14 protein-coding genes are annotated in these 16294 nt (G+C 36.7%); 2 read left to right on the top strand and 12 right to left on the bottom strand.

The window, feature by feature from the left end:
• Window positions 1-210: 210 nt before the first annotated feature.
• The 3 genes from AC27G3_RS10490 to fabB form a co-directional block, all read right to left on the bottom strand.
• Window positions 211-1230, bottom strand: coding sequence for an aspartate-semialdehyde dehydrogenase (locus tag AC27G3_RS10490; protein WP_487121340.1), 1020 nt, complete (start codon window positions 1228-1230; stop codon window positions 211-213).
• 15 nt (window positions 1231-1245) lie between these two features.
• Window positions 1246-2367 carry a 4-phosphoerythronate dehydrogenase gene (locus AC27G3_RS10485; protein ID WP_487121338.1) on the bottom strand — a complete coding sequence of 374 codons (1122 nt, stop codon included), beginning with the start codon at window positions 2365-2367 and terminating at the stop codon, window positions 1246-1248.
• Between the two features lie 156 nt (window positions 2368-2523).
• Window positions 2524-3738: a beta-ketoacyl-ACP synthase I gene (gene fabB / locus AC27G3_RS10480; protein WP_487121336.1), complete on the bottom strand. Its 1215-nt coding sequence runs from the start codon at window positions 3736-3738 to the stop codon at window positions 2524-2526.
• Window positions 3739-3950: 212 nt separating this feature from the next.
• Here fabB and mnmC point away from each other — a divergent pair, with 212 nt between their 5' ends.
• A complete protein-coding gene (mnmC, locus tag AC27G3_RS10475) occupies window positions 3951-5969 on the top strand; it encodes a bifunctional tRNA (5-methylaminomethyl-2-thiouridine)(34)-methyltransferase MnmC2/FAD-dependent 5-carboxymethylaminomethyl-2-thiouridine(34) oxidoreductase MnmC1 (RefSeq protein WP_487121335.1) in 2019 nt (672 codons plus the stop codon).
• A 203-nt stretch (window positions 5970-6172) separates the two neighbouring features.
• Complete coding sequence (locus AC27G3_RS10470; protein ID WP_487121333.1) at window positions 6173-8149, top strand: GGDEF domain-containing protein; 1977 nt, start codon at window positions 6173-6175, stop codon at window positions 8147-8149.
• A gap of 36 nt (window positions 8150-8185) precedes the next feature.
• Here AC27G3_RS10470 and AC27G3_RS10465 read toward each other — a convergent pair whose 3' ends face one another.
• The 9 genes from AC27G3_RS10465 to AC27G3_RS10425 all read right to left on the bottom strand — a co-directional run bounded on the left by AC27G3_RS10465 (window position 8186) and on the right by AC27G3_RS10425 (window position 16177).
• Window positions 8186-8455 carry a YfcL family protein gene (locus tag AC27G3_RS10465; RefSeq protein WP_487121331.1) on the bottom strand — a complete coding sequence of 90 codons (270 nt, stop codon included), beginning with the start codon at window positions 8453-8455 and terminating at the stop codon, window positions 8186-8188.
• Between the two features lie 26 nt (window positions 8456-8481).
• The gene (locus AC27G3_RS10460) at window positions 8482-9648 is read right to left on the bottom strand and encodes an ATP-NAD kinase family protein (RefSeq protein ID WP_487121329.1); all 1167 of its coding nucleotides are present in this window, start codon (window positions 9646-9648) and stop codon (window positions 8482-8484) included.
• Window positions 9641-10210 carry an elongation factor P hydroxylase gene (locus AC27G3_RS10455; protein ID WP_487121327.1) on the bottom strand — a complete coding sequence of 190 codons (570 nt, stop codon included), beginning with the start codon at window positions 10208-10210 and terminating at the stop codon, window positions 9641-9643. Before AC27G3_RS10455 ends, AC27G3_RS10460 begins: the two co-directional genes overlap by 8 nt.
• 177 nt (window positions 10211-10387) lie before the next feature.
• A complete protein-coding gene (locus AC27G3_RS10450; protein WP_487121325.1) occupies window positions 10388-10717 on the bottom strand; it encodes a Na+/H+ antiporter subunit G in 330 nt (109 codons plus the stop codon).
• A 10-nt stretch (window positions 10718-10727) separates the two neighbouring features.
• A complete protein-coding gene (locus AC27G3_RS10445; protein WP_487121323.1) occupies window positions 10728-10997 on the bottom strand; it encodes a K+/H+ antiporter subunit F in 270 nt (89 codons plus the stop codon).
• A complete protein-coding gene (locus AC27G3_RS10440; protein ID WP_487121321.1) occupies window positions 10991-11527 on the bottom strand; it encodes a Na+/H+ antiporter subunit E in 537 nt (178 codons plus the stop codon). The genes AC27G3_RS10445 and AC27G3_RS10440 overlap by 7 nt, the downstream gene beginning before the upstream one ends.
• The gene (locus tag AC27G3_RS10435; protein WP_487121319.1) at window positions 11527-13041 is read right to left on the bottom strand and encodes a monovalent cation/H+ antiporter subunit D; all 1515 of its coding nucleotides are present in this window, start codon (window positions 13039-13041) and stop codon (window positions 11527-11529) included. Before AC27G3_RS10435 ends, AC27G3_RS10440 begins: the two co-directional genes overlap by 1 nt.
• The gene (locus AC27G3_RS10430) at window positions 13038-13385 is read right to left on the bottom strand and encodes a Na+/H+ antiporter subunit C (protein WP_487121317.1); all 348 of its coding nucleotides are present in this window, start codon (window positions 13383-13385) and stop codon (window positions 13038-13040) included. The genes AC27G3_RS10435 and AC27G3_RS10430 overlap by 4 nt, the downstream gene beginning before the upstream one ends.
• The gene (locus tag AC27G3_RS10425; RefSeq protein WP_487121316.1) at window positions 13385-16177 is read right to left on the bottom strand and encodes a monovalent cation/H+ antiporter subunit A; all 2793 of its coding nucleotides are present in this window, start codon (window positions 16175-16177) and stop codon (window positions 13385-13387) included. Before AC27G3_RS10425 ends, AC27G3_RS10430 begins: the two co-directional genes overlap by 1 nt.
• Between the last annotated feature and the right edge of the window lie 117 nt (window positions 16178-16294).

Here is a 16294-nt window from a genome sequence, read left to right as displayed (position 1 = left end):
TTAATATGTAGAACAACTAATTATTAAAATAAATATTTTATCTTTTGTCATTTTTCCTGCGTATAAAGTAGATCACCTAATTAATGAAATTGGCATTACTTCTAAAGATTAATCTTTAAAATAAAAAAATCAGAAACTTGTCATTGTATATTAACGACTCGTTTCTGATTTTCTTTAGAAAACAGTAAATAATACTTAATTACGCATTATTTATGAAAGATACTCTTTAACAAGTAATTCAGCAATTTGAATACTATTAGTAGCAGCGCCTTTACGAACGTTATCAGCAACTATCCACATATTGATACCGTTACTGTGACTAACATCTTCTCGAATACGACCAATGAATGTTTCATCTTTACCGCTTGCATCACCAATTTGTGTTGGGAAGTCTTCATCGTTCTCGCACACAACAATACCTTCGGCTTGACTGAGTAAAGCTTTCACTTCATCTGCCGATATTTGAGACGTTGTTTCAATGTGCAATGCTTCACCGTGGCCAAAAAATACAGGAACACGAACAGCAGTTGGGTTAACTAGTACGCTGTCATCGCCTAAAATCTTTTTGGTTTCCCAAACCATTTTCATTTCTTCTTTGGTGTAACCGTTATCAAGAAACACATCGATTTGCGGTATAACGTTAAAAGCAATTTGACGTGAAAAGTTCTTAGGCTCTACAGGTTTGCCACTTAAAAGATCAGCTGTTTGCTTAGCCAATTCATCCATTGCCTCTTTACCACCACCAGAAACAGATTGATAGGTACACACGTTAACTCGTTCAATACCGACTGCATCATAAATTGGTTTTAACGCCACCATCATTTGAATGGTTGAACAATTAGGGTTAGCGATTATGTTACGGTTACGATAGTCAGCTAATGCTTGAGGGTTAACTTCAGGAACCACTAAAGGAATATCGTCTTCGTAGCGAAATTCAGAAGTGTTATCAATAACAATACAACCTGCTTCACCTGCAATTGGTGCATACTTTGCCGAAATGTTCCCGCCAGCAGAGAAAAAGCCAATTTGTGCTTGGCTCCAATCAAAATTATCAGCATCAAGCACTTCTACGCTTTCGCCATTAAACTCAATAAACTCACCCGCAGAGCGAGCGCTTGCTAGTGGGTAAAGTTTATTAATTGGAAAATCTCTTTGCTCAAGTATTTCTATAATTGTTTTACCAACAAGTCCAGTTGCGCCAAGTACGCAAACGTCAAATTTCTGTGCCATGCCCCTCTCTCTTATTTAGGATAATTTAGTAAAGCCAAGTTGATGTGGCACATCAGTCTTGACAGAAGTTGCCAAAGTAACCGATATTGCAGAAAACTCCCTGCGAGCGGGGTATGTTTTGCGAATATAATCGAAACCTTGGTTAATAATTTGGTGACGAAATAATGCATCGTCTCGCCTGACATCGTAAACCATTTTCACTAGCTGGTTTAGTACTATTTCACTAAAATCCTGCTTTATTTGAACTTGGTCAATTGACGGTGCCGGTAAAAACTCACTCAGTTGCTTTTTGGGAGGAATTTTTAACTGTTGACATAATGCCAGATAGAGCATTTCACTACCACGGGCTTTTCCTTCTAAGCTATAACCAGCGATGTGTGCTGTGGCAATATCAGCATATGGAATTAACGCGTGTAAAATATCAGGCTCATTTTCCCAAACATCTAAAATTATTGATGTTTTCATTCCTTGTTTTTTTAAAGCGAGTAATGCTTGATTATCAATAACTTCTCCACGACAAGCATTGATCAATATTTGATTATCGCAAAGCGCTTGCAGGCGCTCTTCATTGAGTAAATGAAACGTAGGGAAATTACCACTGCGGGTTAATGGCACATGTAAAGACACCACATCACATGCTAATGCTTGAGATAAAGAAACAAACTGACGCTTGTCTCCTTGTTGCTCGAGCAATGGATCGTGCATGACATGCTTAATGCCTAATGCGCAAAGCTTCTCACTTAATCGAGTTCCGGTGTTGCCTGCCCCAATAATGCCAACGGTAAGATCGAGTACATTAAAAAGTTTTTGCTCCGCTAAAATCACCAAAGCACTTAGCACGTATTCAGCTACTGAGATTGCATTACACCCCGGCGCCGAACTAAAGGGAATATTACGCTTTAATAGGTACTCTTGATCAATATGGTCAATACCAATAGTGGCAGTTCCCACAAATAACAGCTTTCTATTAAACTTTAATAGCGCTTCATTAACCTTGGTAATTGAACGGACTAATAAAATGTCAGCATCGCCTACCTGCTCAGCGGTTAATTTTCGGCCAGAGAACGGCACCAACTCGCCAATATCACTAAAAAACTCTTTAGCAAAAGGCATATTTTCATCATAAAAAATTTTCATTCGCGATTGACTTACACACAGGAAATAATTTTCGGTAATTATACTTAAAATAGTTAAAACAAAAATAAAAAAGCCCTAAAAACATTCAATTGTTTTATAGGGCTTTTTATTAAATATAATTTAAAGCGTAACCTTGTCTTTAAAGCTGTATTTAAATTAATTTTTAAACTTTTTCATCACTAAAGTCGCGTTAGTGCCGCCAAATCCAAAACTATTCGACATAACCATATTTAATTCAGTTTCGCGCATTTCTCTTACAATGTCTAAACCTTCAGCTTGTTCGTCTAACGTGTCAATATTAATTGATGGAGCAACAAAATTATTTTCTAACATTAACATAGAGAAAATAGCTTCATGAACACCAGCAGCACCAAGGGCGTGCCCTGTCATTGCTTTAGTCGCGCTAATTGCAGGTGATTTTTGACCAAACACTTCTTGAATAGCACCAAGCTCTTTTACATCACCTACAGGTGTTGATGTGCCATGAGTATTTAAGTAATCAACTTCACCTTCCACACCATGCATAGCTTGTTGCATACAACGAACAGCACCTTCACCATTTGGAGCTACCATGTCGTAACCATCTGAGGTTGCGCCATAACCAACAATTTCAGCATAAATATGAGCGCCACGAGCCAATGCATGTTCAAGCTCTTCTACAACGACCATACCGCCGCCGCCAGCAATAACAAAACCATCGCGATCAGCGTCATAAGTACGAGAAGCTTTTTCAGGTGTATCATTATACTTAGAAGAAAGTGCGCCCATGCCATCAAACATCATAGCTAAAGACCAATCGACTTCCTCACCGCCACCAGCAAAGACAACATCTTGTTTACCTAATTGAATCAGCTCAGCAGCATGTCCTATACAATGCGCACTGGTCGCACAAGCCGAACTAATTGAATAGTTAACACCTTTAATTTTAAAAGGGGTAGCTAAACATGCTGAAATAGTACTCGACATAGTTTTAGGTACCGCATATGGACCAACACGTTTAATACCACGTTCGCGTAATGTATCAGACGAAGACACGATATTAGCTGATGAAGCACCACCAGAACCAGCTACAATACCGGTACGTACATTTGAAACTTGATCTTCAGTTAATTTTGCATCATCAATCGATTGTTGCATTGCAATGTAAGCGTAAGCAGCTGCATCTCCCATAAAGCGATAAGCTTTACGATCAATTAATGCTTTAGTATCGATATCGGGTTTACCCCAAATTTGGCTTCGCAAGCCCACTTCATCAAAACTTTCTGCTCTTGTAATACCTGAACGCCCTGTTTTTAAAGACGCTAAAACTTCTTCTGCATTGTTGCCGATACTCGACACTATACCTAAACCAGTAATAACTACACGTTTCATTTAATTAACCAACTCAAATTTTAAGAATTCGGGCGTATCATACAGACTTTTGCCCACTCAACTGGTCTATCCAGCGTACACTTGTACACTGATTTTATCATTAGTAATGTGAATTAGAAACGATAACTTGGTCGCTTTATTGATTTACTCGTATAAATAACGCAAAAAGCTAGTTAAAATAACACTTATCTATCGTTAAAAAATTTATTGTTGTGACTAATACTTCCACATTTTCTCTTGATCAGAATGGTGCTCCTTATAGTGCCAAATTTAATGACATTTATTTTGATATCAAAACAGGCTCAGATCAAAGCAAAGAAATATTTATCAAGACCAACAATATTACTGAAAAGTTACTAAGTGGCATAAGTTCGTTAACAATTGCTGAAACAGGCTTTGGTAGTGGTTTAAATTTTTTACTGACTTTACAAGCATATCAATCATGCTTAACAAAAGTAGCAGCTAATACCGCCGAACAAACTCCCGAAAAAACATTAGCTGCTTTAACCTATATAAGTGTCGAAAAGTATCCACTTAATTTAACGCAGCTTACTCAAGCATTATCAGTATTACCTGAGTTGGCTGATTTGGCTCAACAACTTATTAGACAATACCCAGTCAATTCATCTGGTAAGTTAGCACAAGATTGTGAGCTTAGTTTTTTCAATAACCAAGTTAAGTTACAGTTAATGTTCGAGGATGCTAGCCAAGCATTATCTACATTACGCTGCCCTAAGCTTGGCTTAGTAGATGTATGGTATTTAGATGGTTTTTCCCCGTCAAAAAATCCGGCAATGTGGAGCGCTTCTCTTTTTGAACAAATAGCAAGGTTATCAAAAGACCAAGCTGATTTAAGTACCTTTACTATTTCAGGTGATGTACGTAGAAAACTAATGCATGTCGGCTTTAGAATAAAGAAACAGGCAACATCAGGCTTTAAAAAGGAAATACTAACGGCAAAGTTTCAACAAAACAAAACATCAGGAAAAGGTTATCAATTACGCCCTACTATCGTTAAACCAGGGCAAGTTGCTATTATTGGGGGCGGTATTGCATCGGCCTGTGCTGCTTACGCACTGACCAAACAAGGTGTAAAAGTTACTTTATATTGTAAAGAAAACACAGTAGCGCAAGGCGCTTCTAGTAATGCAATAGGCGCTTTATATCCATTATTGCATCAACAAAAAGATGATATTAGTGACTTTTATCAACAAGCATTTTGGCACGCTAAAGCACTATATAGTGAACTTTTAGATAAAGGAGCACATTATAGCTACAACTGGTGCGGTTTGTTAGAGGTTAGTTATAAAGCGACATTAGTCGATAGGCAGCACAATTTTGACCGAATTAACGCTTGGCCTGATAAACTTATTCACGGTGTAACAAGTAAGCAAGCTAGCGAAATTGCAGGTATACCATTAGCTTACGGCGGATTATTTATGCCTCACGCAGGTTGGGTTGCGCCAATCGAGTTAGTTGAACAACTTTTACAAACCGCAAAAAAGACCAATCGATTAAAAATTGAAACCTCTGTGAATGTTAAAAGCATAGCCCAGCAAGCAAACGGAAGCTGGCAATTAAATACACAAACGGCTCAAATAAATGAACCAATCTTAATTGTTTGCGGCGGTGCTGAATCAATTAACTTAAATGTTATTGAACAACTCCCTTTAACAGCAGTGCGCGGGCAAGTAACCAGCATGCAATCAAATGATAAAATTAAAAACCTTTCAACTGTTATTTGTCATAAAGGATATTTAACCCCTCAAAACAATGGTGAGCATTGTATTGGAGCAACCTTTACTAAAGATGATTTTAATACAGAGGTAACAACAGAAGATGATGTATTTAATTTAAATATGCTTGAAAAATGTTTACCTAAGATAACCGATTGGACAATTGCTGATATCAAAAGTAGTAAAGCAAGGCTACGCTGTATGACACCGGATCATCTTCCTATGGTTGGTGCTATGCCTGATATTGCTGCCCACAAACAAACTTATGGACACTTAGCAAAGGATAAAAACTGGAAATATCATCAAGCAGCACCTGTAATAGATAATCTTTATGTGATGACAGGGTTTGGTGCAAGAGGCTTGTGTTCAGCTCCTCTGGCCGCTGATATTCTTGCGGCCGATATTTGCGGAACCCCTTACCCTGTTGATAATAAAATGTTGTTTAATCTAAGTGCAAATCGTTTTGTTATAAGAGATATTATTAAATCTAAATAAATTCTCCTGCTATTTTAGTACAATAAACACACAGCTTAAACTTGACATTCGCGCTGAAATCCAATTTACTGAAAATAACTGACATGTTTTAAAGACTATATTTTCAATAGCGGCTATTCGTATTCAATAACCTTTAAAACTAACCATATAAAGGACTGTATTTAATCAATTATATCAATCGATAAACAAGTAGGTAGTAAGTCATGAAAATTAGATTTTTAGCATTACTTCTATTGATTTTTACCAATCTCCTTTCTGCTCAACAAAATAATACCTTCTCGCCTTTAGAATTAAAAATGGACGAAATTGCCAAACAATACGGTGATAATAGTTCAGAATTACTACAAAAAATGGACGAATTACTGGCCAATTCACCTCAAGCGACTCCAGCAGAAAAAGCGCTATTCTTAGCCTATGATTGCGCACTAAGAGCAGAACTAACTTCAACATTAGCGAAAAGTCGTTTAAAAGATTTACAAGATTTATCAATTAAGTTCAGTGATAACGGCTCAGTTAGGGCTGCCACAGCTTTGTGTGAAGCAGAAATAACTCGCCTTTATGAAGATAAAGCAGCCTATAAAAGAGCGATCATTAAGGCTTATATTTATGTGCAACAAGCTGAACTTGCCACACTTAAATATTGGATAGGATTAAATGCTTATTATACATTTATTGAACTACAGGATTATCAATTATCTGAAGCCGCTTTATTTACGGGGTTAGAAGTTGCACAAGCAAACAATGATCAACCTCGTTTGTCTAGTGTTCATCAATTACTTGCTGAATTATTTTTTCTGTCCGAACAGTTTGATATAGCACTAGAACACAGTAAATCAGCTTTACTTGCTACTGAACAACGAGAAAACAAACAGTACTTATCAGAAATTTACACCAATCAAGCTTTTATCCTCACTCGGTTAAATCGTTTAGATGATGCACTACTTGACCATAAAAAATCATTAACATTAACACAAAAGAAAAAAAATCATCGTGAAGTCCAATTTATTAATTTAGATATTGCTTACCTATTTCTACTTCAAAACAAAACCTCTAATGCTCAAAAATTAATTAATGACGTTAGCCAATATGCGAAACACTATGATGAAAGTTTTTTATTAATGTACAGTCAGCTGTACTTAAGTTTTCTACAGATAATGGATGGGAATTTAAAAGATAAAGTTCAGCAAAATTTTTCTCAAGCATTACTTTATTTTAAAGAAAATAATGAAACAGACACTATAATTGAAGCTTGGTTGAAGCAATCAGAAATACTAGCGCTAACGCAGAACTATCAACAAAGTAGTCAGGCCTATAAGCAATACCTTGAACTTTCAAAAGCATATATTTCAGCAAATAGTTTAGCATTAAAAAAAATAGTCTCAGCAGCAAACCAAGCAATAAGAAATGATGACAACATTATCAGTCAAAGCCAATTAGCAGCCGCGGTAAATAGTAATCAACAGCTATCAAAAGAAAATAATGTCATTGTTATTATGGCAGCCGCACAGGCTTTTGTTTTGTTCGTTATCTTGGTGCATTTTTTATGGCGGATTTGGAAAAAGCAGCAATATAAACGAGAAGAGCTTAATCGACAACGCTACTATGATCCATTAACTCAAGCTTATAATCGTCGATATTTTGATGAAGTGGTTTGCAACAAATTAATCGATTATTGCCAAAACAAGCAAACAAGCTACCTGTTATTGATTGATATTGATCACTTTAAGTCATTCAACGATACTTATGGTCATAGTGCTGGTGATATTGTCTTAAAAGAGCTAGTGAATAATTTGAAAGGCGATTCGCGTTTACTTGATAGTGTAGTTCGATTAGGGGGTGAAGAGTTTTTGATCATTCTTTCACCTGATGATAATTTACGCATTGATGCCGTTGTCGAGCGTATTCTAAAACTAGTAAGTAAGGCACAAATTATTATTGAAGATACGCCGAAAACAATCACGATAAGTATTGGTTATCTACCGATAGAAAATGCAAACAGTACAGAAGATATTAACGAATTAATTAATTTAGCAGACAAAGGGCTTTATATTGCTAAAGACACGGGTAGAAATCGTGCAATAGGAATTAAAAATCTGCAATGCCCTGCTAGATTAATTGATAATGTTCTTATTGCTAAAGAAAATAACTTAGTCACTTTAACTGAAGTATCTATTTTATAATAAGCAATATGTTCACTTACACAGCTTGTTGCAAAGTTAACTAAAATGAATCAACATTTCTTGCCAATATTGCTTAACGAGTTCTCGATCACTCGGCGTTAACTCTGCTCGTGACTGCTGTAGGCTCTCACTCACATCTTCAGCTAGTGCTAGAGATAAAGGTTGTTGTTCATCACCAAACTTACTAGCTGACAAACCAATAAAACCGCGAATATAACTACTTGAAAATAATACATCACTTTCTGCATCTTGCTCAGCAAGTTCGTCAAAGTATTGATAAAGTTCTGCCAAATTTTTAAACTGCATTGTACTTCCTATTGAAAATTTAAACGTTAAACTGGACTAGCAACTGGGTATAACACTTGATCTTTATAACCAGTTATCACTGGCATAAAGCCTGAAAAAAATTGATCAAGTTCGCTATCACCAGTATCGCTAATTAGTGGGCGAGCATCTAAAGCACTTAACTTGGCTTTTGTTGCAATTATAAAGATATTTTCTTTCCCGATAGCCCTGAGTATTCTTGGACTTAGCTGTTGATTACCACGACCGAAAATATGCCCTTGCCCACCGATCAAAGTAATAACAAGCTTAATGTTGTTATTATGACTTGAAGTATTATTGCTTTGGTGACGCTCGATATAATGCCAAAGTTCAGGCTCTGTTAAATCACTTGCTAGCAATGTTTGGTCCTGAACTAAATCTACACCTAACAAGGTATTGTCAAGGGCGAGCTCTTCCATTACAAAAGCTGTCGTTGAGCCAGATCCAATAATGTAAAGGTCATCTTCCATGTGCTCAATAACATGTGCAGCGATATCTTGTAATACTAACTCATCAGACTCTTTCCCTCCTGATTTTACTGCTTGAATGTAGCGTAATTCACTTGGTACTTGCATTTCACCGTAACGCTTAGCTTTTACTACGCCTTGACGAAACAAACTTTCATCAATATCCATGACATCAGCTTCAGTTAACGTTACTAATTGCTTAGTTACCATCAACTCAATAACTCTACCTGCTGCTTTTGGCGTAATAGCATAAACACCCGAATGTATTTTACACCCCGCAGGGATACCCAAAACAGGAGTTTTATCGCCTACTTTATCGTTAATATTCCTTGCAGTACCATCGCCGCCAGCAAAAAGTAAAATATCAATAGTTTGCTTAATAGGTAGCTTTAATAAAGCCTCGACAGCATTCTCTGTATCTATAGCTGAAGTCACTTCAGGGGTTTGATAAACAATTTTCACAGTAAAGCCTAAAGCCTTAGCGCAGTTCTCTCCCATTAAACCACTCGCGGTATAGATGGTGATTTGATCTTTGTATGGTAATAAAATTTCTAGTGCTAATTTAGCACGCTCGTTAGCTTTAGCTGTAGCGCCTAAAGAAATAGCTTTGTCTGCGATCCCTTCGCCATCACTGCCTTTTAAAGCCACGCTACCACCTACTCCAGCTATAGGGTTAATGATAAAACCTAAGTTAAATATATTATTCATAATAAGATCTCTTAAGAGCAAACTGCTCAGCACTTAATGGATATGTTGTTTGATAAAACTGGCACAAGGTCACAATAAAAGTTTGTGCCTGCGCAGGAAAGCCAACATCAAGATAATGTAAAACTTGTTGATAAACAGCTGCTTCAAATGATTGGGTATTTGATTGAAAACCATTTAAATTGTCTGCAGATACGGTAAATTTTTTGTTTGCTGCAACACAAAAAGCCCATTCAACAGCTTGTGGTTTAACTTCTACTTGTTCAAACGCTTTTTGCTCTGTCTCATTTCTTCCGTCAGGCTGATACCAATAACCAAAATCCTCTAATAAACGTCGACGGCTACCTGCAATACACCAATGCGATATTTCATGCAAAGCACTTGAATAAAAGCCATGTGCAAAAATAATTTGATGGTAACTACAGTCATTCGATGCTGGGCGATATAAAGGTTCATCATTACCTTTTACCAAACGAGTATTATGACTGTCACTAAAATTTGCGTTAAACAATTTAATTAAATCTTGGTATTGATGATGATCGTGAGACATTATTGGGTGAGACATTAAACGGAAACAATCTTAAAATTTATAGTGCTATTGTATCGAAGAATAGTGAATGTTACATCGATATTTTAAAACTACTTATACTGGGTTTAATATTTTAAAGTGCTAATAGGTTCTGAAAAGAAAAAAGCATGAATTAAATTCATGCTTTTATTAAATGGTTGACAATATAGTAAACTAAGCGTCTTCTATATTGTCTTTACCCTGCGTACGCTCAATAGATTCAAGTTGATGATGAATCGCTGATTTTATCATCATGTAACCACTGATTGGCGCAGTTAATAACAAAAATAAAGAAATGAGTATTTCTTTTACACTTAACTCTGCTTGTGTGGTACTAAAAAATATCATTGCCGCAGTTAATAAAGATGCCATACCAAGGGTAGTCGCTTTAGTAGGACCATGAAGGCGCATGAAAAAGTCAGGCATTTTCACTAAACCAATAGAGCCAACCAGTACAAAAGAGCCACCAATTAATAATAAGATTGAAATAATCCACTCTGCCATAATTTACTCCTTATTCAATAATATCGCCACGTAGCAGGTATTTACATATTGCTACTGTACTGACAAAACCTAACATAGCGATTAACAGCGCGGCTTCAAAATATAAAGAAGTCCCCATACTCATCCCGTACAAGATTATTAATGCAATACTATTGATATACATAGTATCAAGCGCAAGTATTCTATCAGGTAAAGAAGGACCAACTAATAGTCGCCAAACATTTAAGAGTAATGAAATTCCAATCATCGCAAACACAATTAAAAGAACCGTTTCTAACATTGAAATATCTCCTTTAAAGGTGCTTCATAACGCTGCTTAATTGTATTGATTAACGCTTGTTCATCTTTAAGATTTAACACATGTATCAATAAATAACGCTGCTCGGTGTTATCACTTTCAGTAAGGCACTCTGTCCAAGGATAAACTTCAGCACTTACAGTACCTGGCGTTAAAGAGACCGTGCTTGCCAAAATAGTAATTGGTAAACTACTTGTTAAATCTAGCGGCACTTTAACAAAGCCAGGTGTTAGTTTTTTAGTTGGGCCTAAAATCAAAATGGCAACCTGCACATTGGCCGTCACAATATCATACAAGACTAAGAATAAGTGCTTAACCGCCAACCAACGTTTTATAACTAATGGTTGCTTTGTGTTAAACGGGTTAGTAATTAAAGGAATTATAATCGCTAAAACAACAGCTAATAAAACATGTCCGGCTGAAAAACTGTTATTTAATAACAACCATACAAAAAATAATAAAAGGCTTAATAATGGAGCAGGTAGCCATTTAAAGCGTGTTTCAAGCCGCATTACTGACCTCCTAAAGTAAGTTTAATATTGTTATTAAAGTCATGTAACTCGATAGCAGCACCAATTGAATACTCGCTTAGTGGCCCTGCAAATATGGTCATTATAGGAGCTGCTGAAACTAAAATACACAATGCGACTATCTGAACAGGCTGTACTTTCTCTTGTTCTTTAATATTAATGCTTTTTTCTGGGTGATGCCAAAAAACAGTGCTACCTGCTTTCGCTACGCCAAATAATACCGCTAAACTAGCGAGTAAATAGAGCAACCAAAAAACAGCCGTATATTCCGTGTCTAAAGTAGCTTTAAGCAACCATACCTTAGCAATAAAGCCTGATAAAGGTGGCATTCCTATGATTGCAATAGCCGATACTAAAAAGCAAATACCTAACAGTTTAGGTTGAGACACTGGAGGGCCTGCTACTACTTTGTCAGCAACATGGCCTCTTTGGCGTGCAATTAATCCCGCCAAAATGAATAACGCAGCAGTAACTAACGTTGAGTGAACGAGATAATAAATAGCCACAGAACTTGCTTCAACAGTCTGCACAGCAATAAGTGCAACTAATGTCCCTACGGAAACTATAACTAAGTTAGCCACTAGCTTTCTTAGATCCTGACTAGCAAGTACCCCTATGGTACCCATCGCTATCGTTGCAAGTCCAAGCCACCATAACCAACTTTGCGCCATATGACTTAATTCGCCAGCTTGTTCACCAAATATGAGGGTATAAACACGCATCATTGAGTAAACGCCAACTTTTGTCATAATCGCAAACAATGCAGCAACGACAGGTATAGCGGTAGCATAAGTATTAGGTAACCATAAATGTAAAGGTAATAGCGCACCTTTTAATGCAAAAACAACTAAAAGTAAAAGCCCACCTACTTTAGCTAAATAAACATCGTCACCTTGTAATAAGGTTACTTTCAAAGCCATGTCTGCCATATTTAGCGTACCTAATACGCCATACAGAACTCCTAAAGCGATTAAAAATACCGCTGAACCAACAAGGTTTAAAATAACATAATGCAATGCCGCACGTGTATTTTGTTTATCTCCGCCATGCATTAGTAAAGAATACGAGGCAATAAGCAATACTTCAAAAAATACAAATAAATTAAATGCATCACCTGTTAAAAAAGCGCCATTGACACCTAATATTAAAAAATAAACTAATGGATGAAAAAAACTCCCCTTCTCATCATCACCAGCACAAGCATAAAGTGTACAGACAACGCCGAGTAAAGTAGTTAAACACACCAGTAATGTTGATAATGGATCTGCCACTAAGACAATACCAAAAGGCGCACTCCAATTACCAATCTCATAAATTTGAACACCATTAGCTTGCACATACAATAATAAAATTAATGAAGCAGCAAAAGTGATAACACTAAATATTACTGAGGTAATTCTTCTACTTGTTGTCTTACTGCCAAAGGGCGGTAGCAATAAAGTAACCCCTGCGAGCATTGGTAATAAAATAGGTAAAAATGTCAAATGCTGGATCATACTTTACTCTTCTTGTTTTTAACTGGCAGCTTACCATCTACATGATCATTGCCGATATCAGCACGTCCTCTAATCGCTAGAATTACAACAAATGCAGTCATAGCAAAACCAATAACAATCGCTGTTAACACTAAAGCTTGTGGCAATGGATCAGTGTATTCAGTGTTATATCCCAACACCGCCGCGTGGTTAAGACTGAGCCTACCTGATGAAAATAGAAATAAATTCACCGCATAAGAGAGCATTGTTAATCCTAATACAACGGTAAAAGTTCTAGAGCGTAGTATTAAAAAAACACCACAAGCAACGAGTAACCCAACACAGGATGCGTAAAGTATTTCCATTAAGTTTTCACCTCTTCTTTAGGCGTATTCATCGTTAATTTACCAAGACTAGCTAAAATCATCAGGGTAGCTCCCACCACTGTAATATAGACACCTAAGTCAAACATTAAGGCACTGGCTAGTTCTATTTTCCCAATAAACGGAATGTCGAAATAATCAAACCAGGTTGTCATGAAAGGCTTACCAAAAAACCAACTGCCAACACCAGTAAATAATGAAATAGTAATGCCCGATGCAATAATTTTACGGTAGTTAATCGTTAATCGCTCAGCAATCCAGTTCGAACCATGGGCTATATATTGCAAGATAAATGCAACCGCTGTTACTAAGCCCGCAATAAATCCACCACCAGGTAAGTTATGTCCACGTAAGAAAATATAGAACGACACCATTAATGCTAAAGGTAGTAACGATTGTGAAATACTCGCTAATAAAATTGGATATCTTTCTTTAGCCCACGTACGCCCTTCACTGTCTCTAACAGGAATTGATAATGGTAAATTAATCAACAATTTGTAAATACCTAATGCGGCAATACCAAGAACACATATTTCACCTAATGTGTCATAGCCACGAAAATCCACTAAAATAACATTAACAACGTTAGTGCCACCGCCACCTGTTTTTGCATTCGCTAAGAAAAAATCAGAAATAGATTCAAGTGGACGAGTAATGAGTGCGTAACAGATACTCGCTACAACAACCCCTAAAGCCGCAGAAATACCTACATCGCGAACTAAGCGAATTGAACTACTCTCTTTTATTGACTGTTGAGGTAAGAAAAATAAGGCCAACATAAGCAATACAATGGTAACAACTTCAACAGTTAACTGAGTTAATGCTAAATCGGGCGCTGAGAAACGGGTAAATGCAACAGATACCATTAATCCAACCACCGAAATCATTAACAATGCAATTACTCGCTTGCGATACCAAATAACAGTACTCAAGGCACCTATCATTAATAGTGCAGCTCCTATCGCATTGTGACTATCAATGGGTGTTAAATCTTTTTGTCCGCTTAAATAATCCATTTCAAATAACGGCCAACCAGCAAAAACTAACACGACAAGAAATATAATGGTTAAATAGCGTTGTAATGAGCCATTTTCAATTGCGTTTATCTTAGCTTGACACCATTTAGTCATATCATAAATTAAACCATCAAAAGCTTTCTTCGCATTAAGTGGTGGTAATGACTCTTGAAATCTAAATAAATAACGGCGCTGAGTATATAAAATTAAACCACCAGTAACCGCAACAGCACTCATTAATAAAGGCAAGTTAAAACCATGCCATAGTGTTACTTTAAACGTAGGAACATAACCACCAAGTACACTAAAAGAGGCAGCAGTTAAAATATCATTAACAATATAATTAGGAAAAATTCCTACAGCCAAACACAACGCCACTAAAATTTCGATTGGTACTCGCATATAGCGAGGTGGCTCGTGAGGTTGTTTAGGTAAGTTAATAGGATCGCCATTAAAAAACACATCGTGAATAAAGCGAGCAGAATAAGCAACAGCTAACGCACCCGCTATAGTGGCAAATACAGGAATAATCCATGACATTGACCCTAATAATTGTTGATGGAGTGTTTCAGCAAAAAACATTTCTTTTGATAAAAAACCATTGAGCAACGGTACACCTGCCATAGCGGCTGCAGCAACCATAGCTAGTGTTGCGGTATACGGCATATATCGCCACATACCATTAAGTCTGCGCATATCACGCGTCCCTGTTTCATGATCAATAATGCCGGTTGCCATAAAAAGAGAAGCTTTAAACGTAGCATGGTTAATAATATGAAAAATAGCAGCGACAGTAGCTAAGTCGGTGTTTAAACCAAACAGTAAGGTAATTAACCCTAAATGGCTTATCGTAGAATAAGCGAGTAATCCTTTTAAGTCATGCTTAAACAGAGCGACATAAGCGGCGAATAGCAATGTAGTCAAACCAGTAATACTGACAATAATAAACCACATATCAGTACCAGCTAAAACAGGATAAAAACGAGCTAATAAGAAAACACCTGCTTTAACCATAGTTGCTGAATGAAGGTAAGCACTAACCGGCGTTGGTGCTGCCATTGCATGAGGTAACCAAAAGTGAAAAGGAAATTGTGCAGACTTTGTAAAAGCCCCTAATAAAATTAAAACAAGGGTTGTTTCATACCAATAACTCGCTTGAACTATTTCTTTACTCGCTAAAATAACATCTAAATTATAGCTACCAACAATATTCCCTAAAAGTAGTAAACCTGCTAGTAATGCTAAACCGCCCCCCCCTGTTATGGTTAAAGCCATAATAGCACCTTTACGTGCTTCAGATTGATGCCACCAATAACTAATTAACAAAAATGAACTAATACTGGTAAGTTCCCAGAAAAACCAAAGCTGAATAATATTATTGGACATCACAATACCAAGCATTGCTGTCATAAATAACATTAAATAAGAATAAAGCTTCGGCATAGAGTCATTACCACTTAAGTAATAACGCGCATAGAAGATAACTAAAATGCCAATCACTAAGATCATAAAGACAAAGAGTAGTGCTAAACCATCGAGTCGAAAAGCTATATCGATCCCGAGTAAAGGGATCCAAGAAAATGTTTCACGAATATCTTCACCAGAAAACACAGCGGGTGCGAGAGATACAGCAATAATTAATGCGATGATTGGCATTAACATCGTCAAACCCGTTGATTGATTGCGTGTTAACTTCCCCGTCATTGAAGAAATAATACTGCCAAGTAAGGATAACAAGGGTATCCAAAGCAAAGTCATAGAGTAAACCTTTTATTTTTTATAACGAAAAACAATTACATAGATATACAGTCATAATATGTCAAATGACCCAGTACTGGCAAACAATATCAAGGTAAAATTTTTAACGATTTTACC

This window comes from Colwellia sp. SU-HH01217, assembly GCF_057543495.1.
This window is presented reverse-complemented; position numbering and strand designations above follow the sequence as displayed.

Bases quoted from the DNA above. Each gene is read 5' to 3' on its own strand.
- AC27G3_RS10490 (WP_487121340.1), bottom strand. From the start codon at position 1,230: ATGGCACAGAAATTTGACGTTTGCGTACTTGGCGCAACTGGACTTGTT.
- AC27G3_RS10460 (WP_487121329.1), bottom strand. From the start codon at position 9,648: ATGAATAATATATTTAACTTAGGTTTTATCATTAACCCTATAGCTGGA.
- AC27G3_RS10465 (WP_487121331.1), bottom strand. From the start codon at position 8,455: ATGCAGTTTAAAAATTTGGCAGAACTTTATCAATACTTTGACGAACTT.
- AC27G3_RS10425 (WP_487121316.1), bottom strand. From the start codon at position 16,177: ATGACTTTGCTTTGGATACCCTTGTTATCCTTACTTGGCAGTATTATT.
- AC27G3_RS10435 (WP_487121319.1), bottom strand. From the start codon at position 13,041: ATGATCCAGCATTTGACATTTTTACCTATTTTATTACCAATGCTCGCA.
- AC27G3_RS10430 (WP_487121317.1), bottom strand. From the start codon at position 13,385: ATGGAAATACTTTACGCATCCTGTGTTGGGTTACTCGTTGCTTGTGGT.
- AC27G3_RS10450 (WP_487121325.1), bottom strand. From the start codon at position 10,717: ATGGCAGAGTGGATTATTTCAATCTTATTATTAATTGGTGGCTCTTTT.
- AC27G3_RS10470 (WP_487121333.1), top strand. From the start codon at position 6,173: ATGAAAATTAGATTTTTAGCATTACTTCTATTGATTTTTACCAATCTC.
- AC27G3_RS10455 (WP_487121327.1), bottom strand. From the start codon at position 10,210: ATGTCTCACCCAATAATGTCTCACGATCATCATCAATACCAAGATTTA.
- fabB (WP_487121336.1), bottom strand. From the start codon at position 3,738: ATGAAACGTGTAGTTATTACTGGTTTAGGTATAGTGTCGAGTATCGGC.
- AC27G3_RS10445 (WP_487121323.1), bottom strand. From the start codon at position 10,997: ATGTTAGAAACGGTTCTTTTAATTGTGTTTGCGATGATTGGAATTTCA.
- AC27G3_RS10440 (WP_487121321.1), bottom strand. From the start codon at position 11,527: ATGCGGCTTGAAACACGCTTTAAATGGCTACCTGCTCCATTATTAAGC.
- AC27G3_RS10485 (WP_487121338.1), bottom strand. From the start codon at position 2,367: ATGAAAATTTTTTATGATGAAAATATGCCTTTTGCTAAAGAGTTTTTT.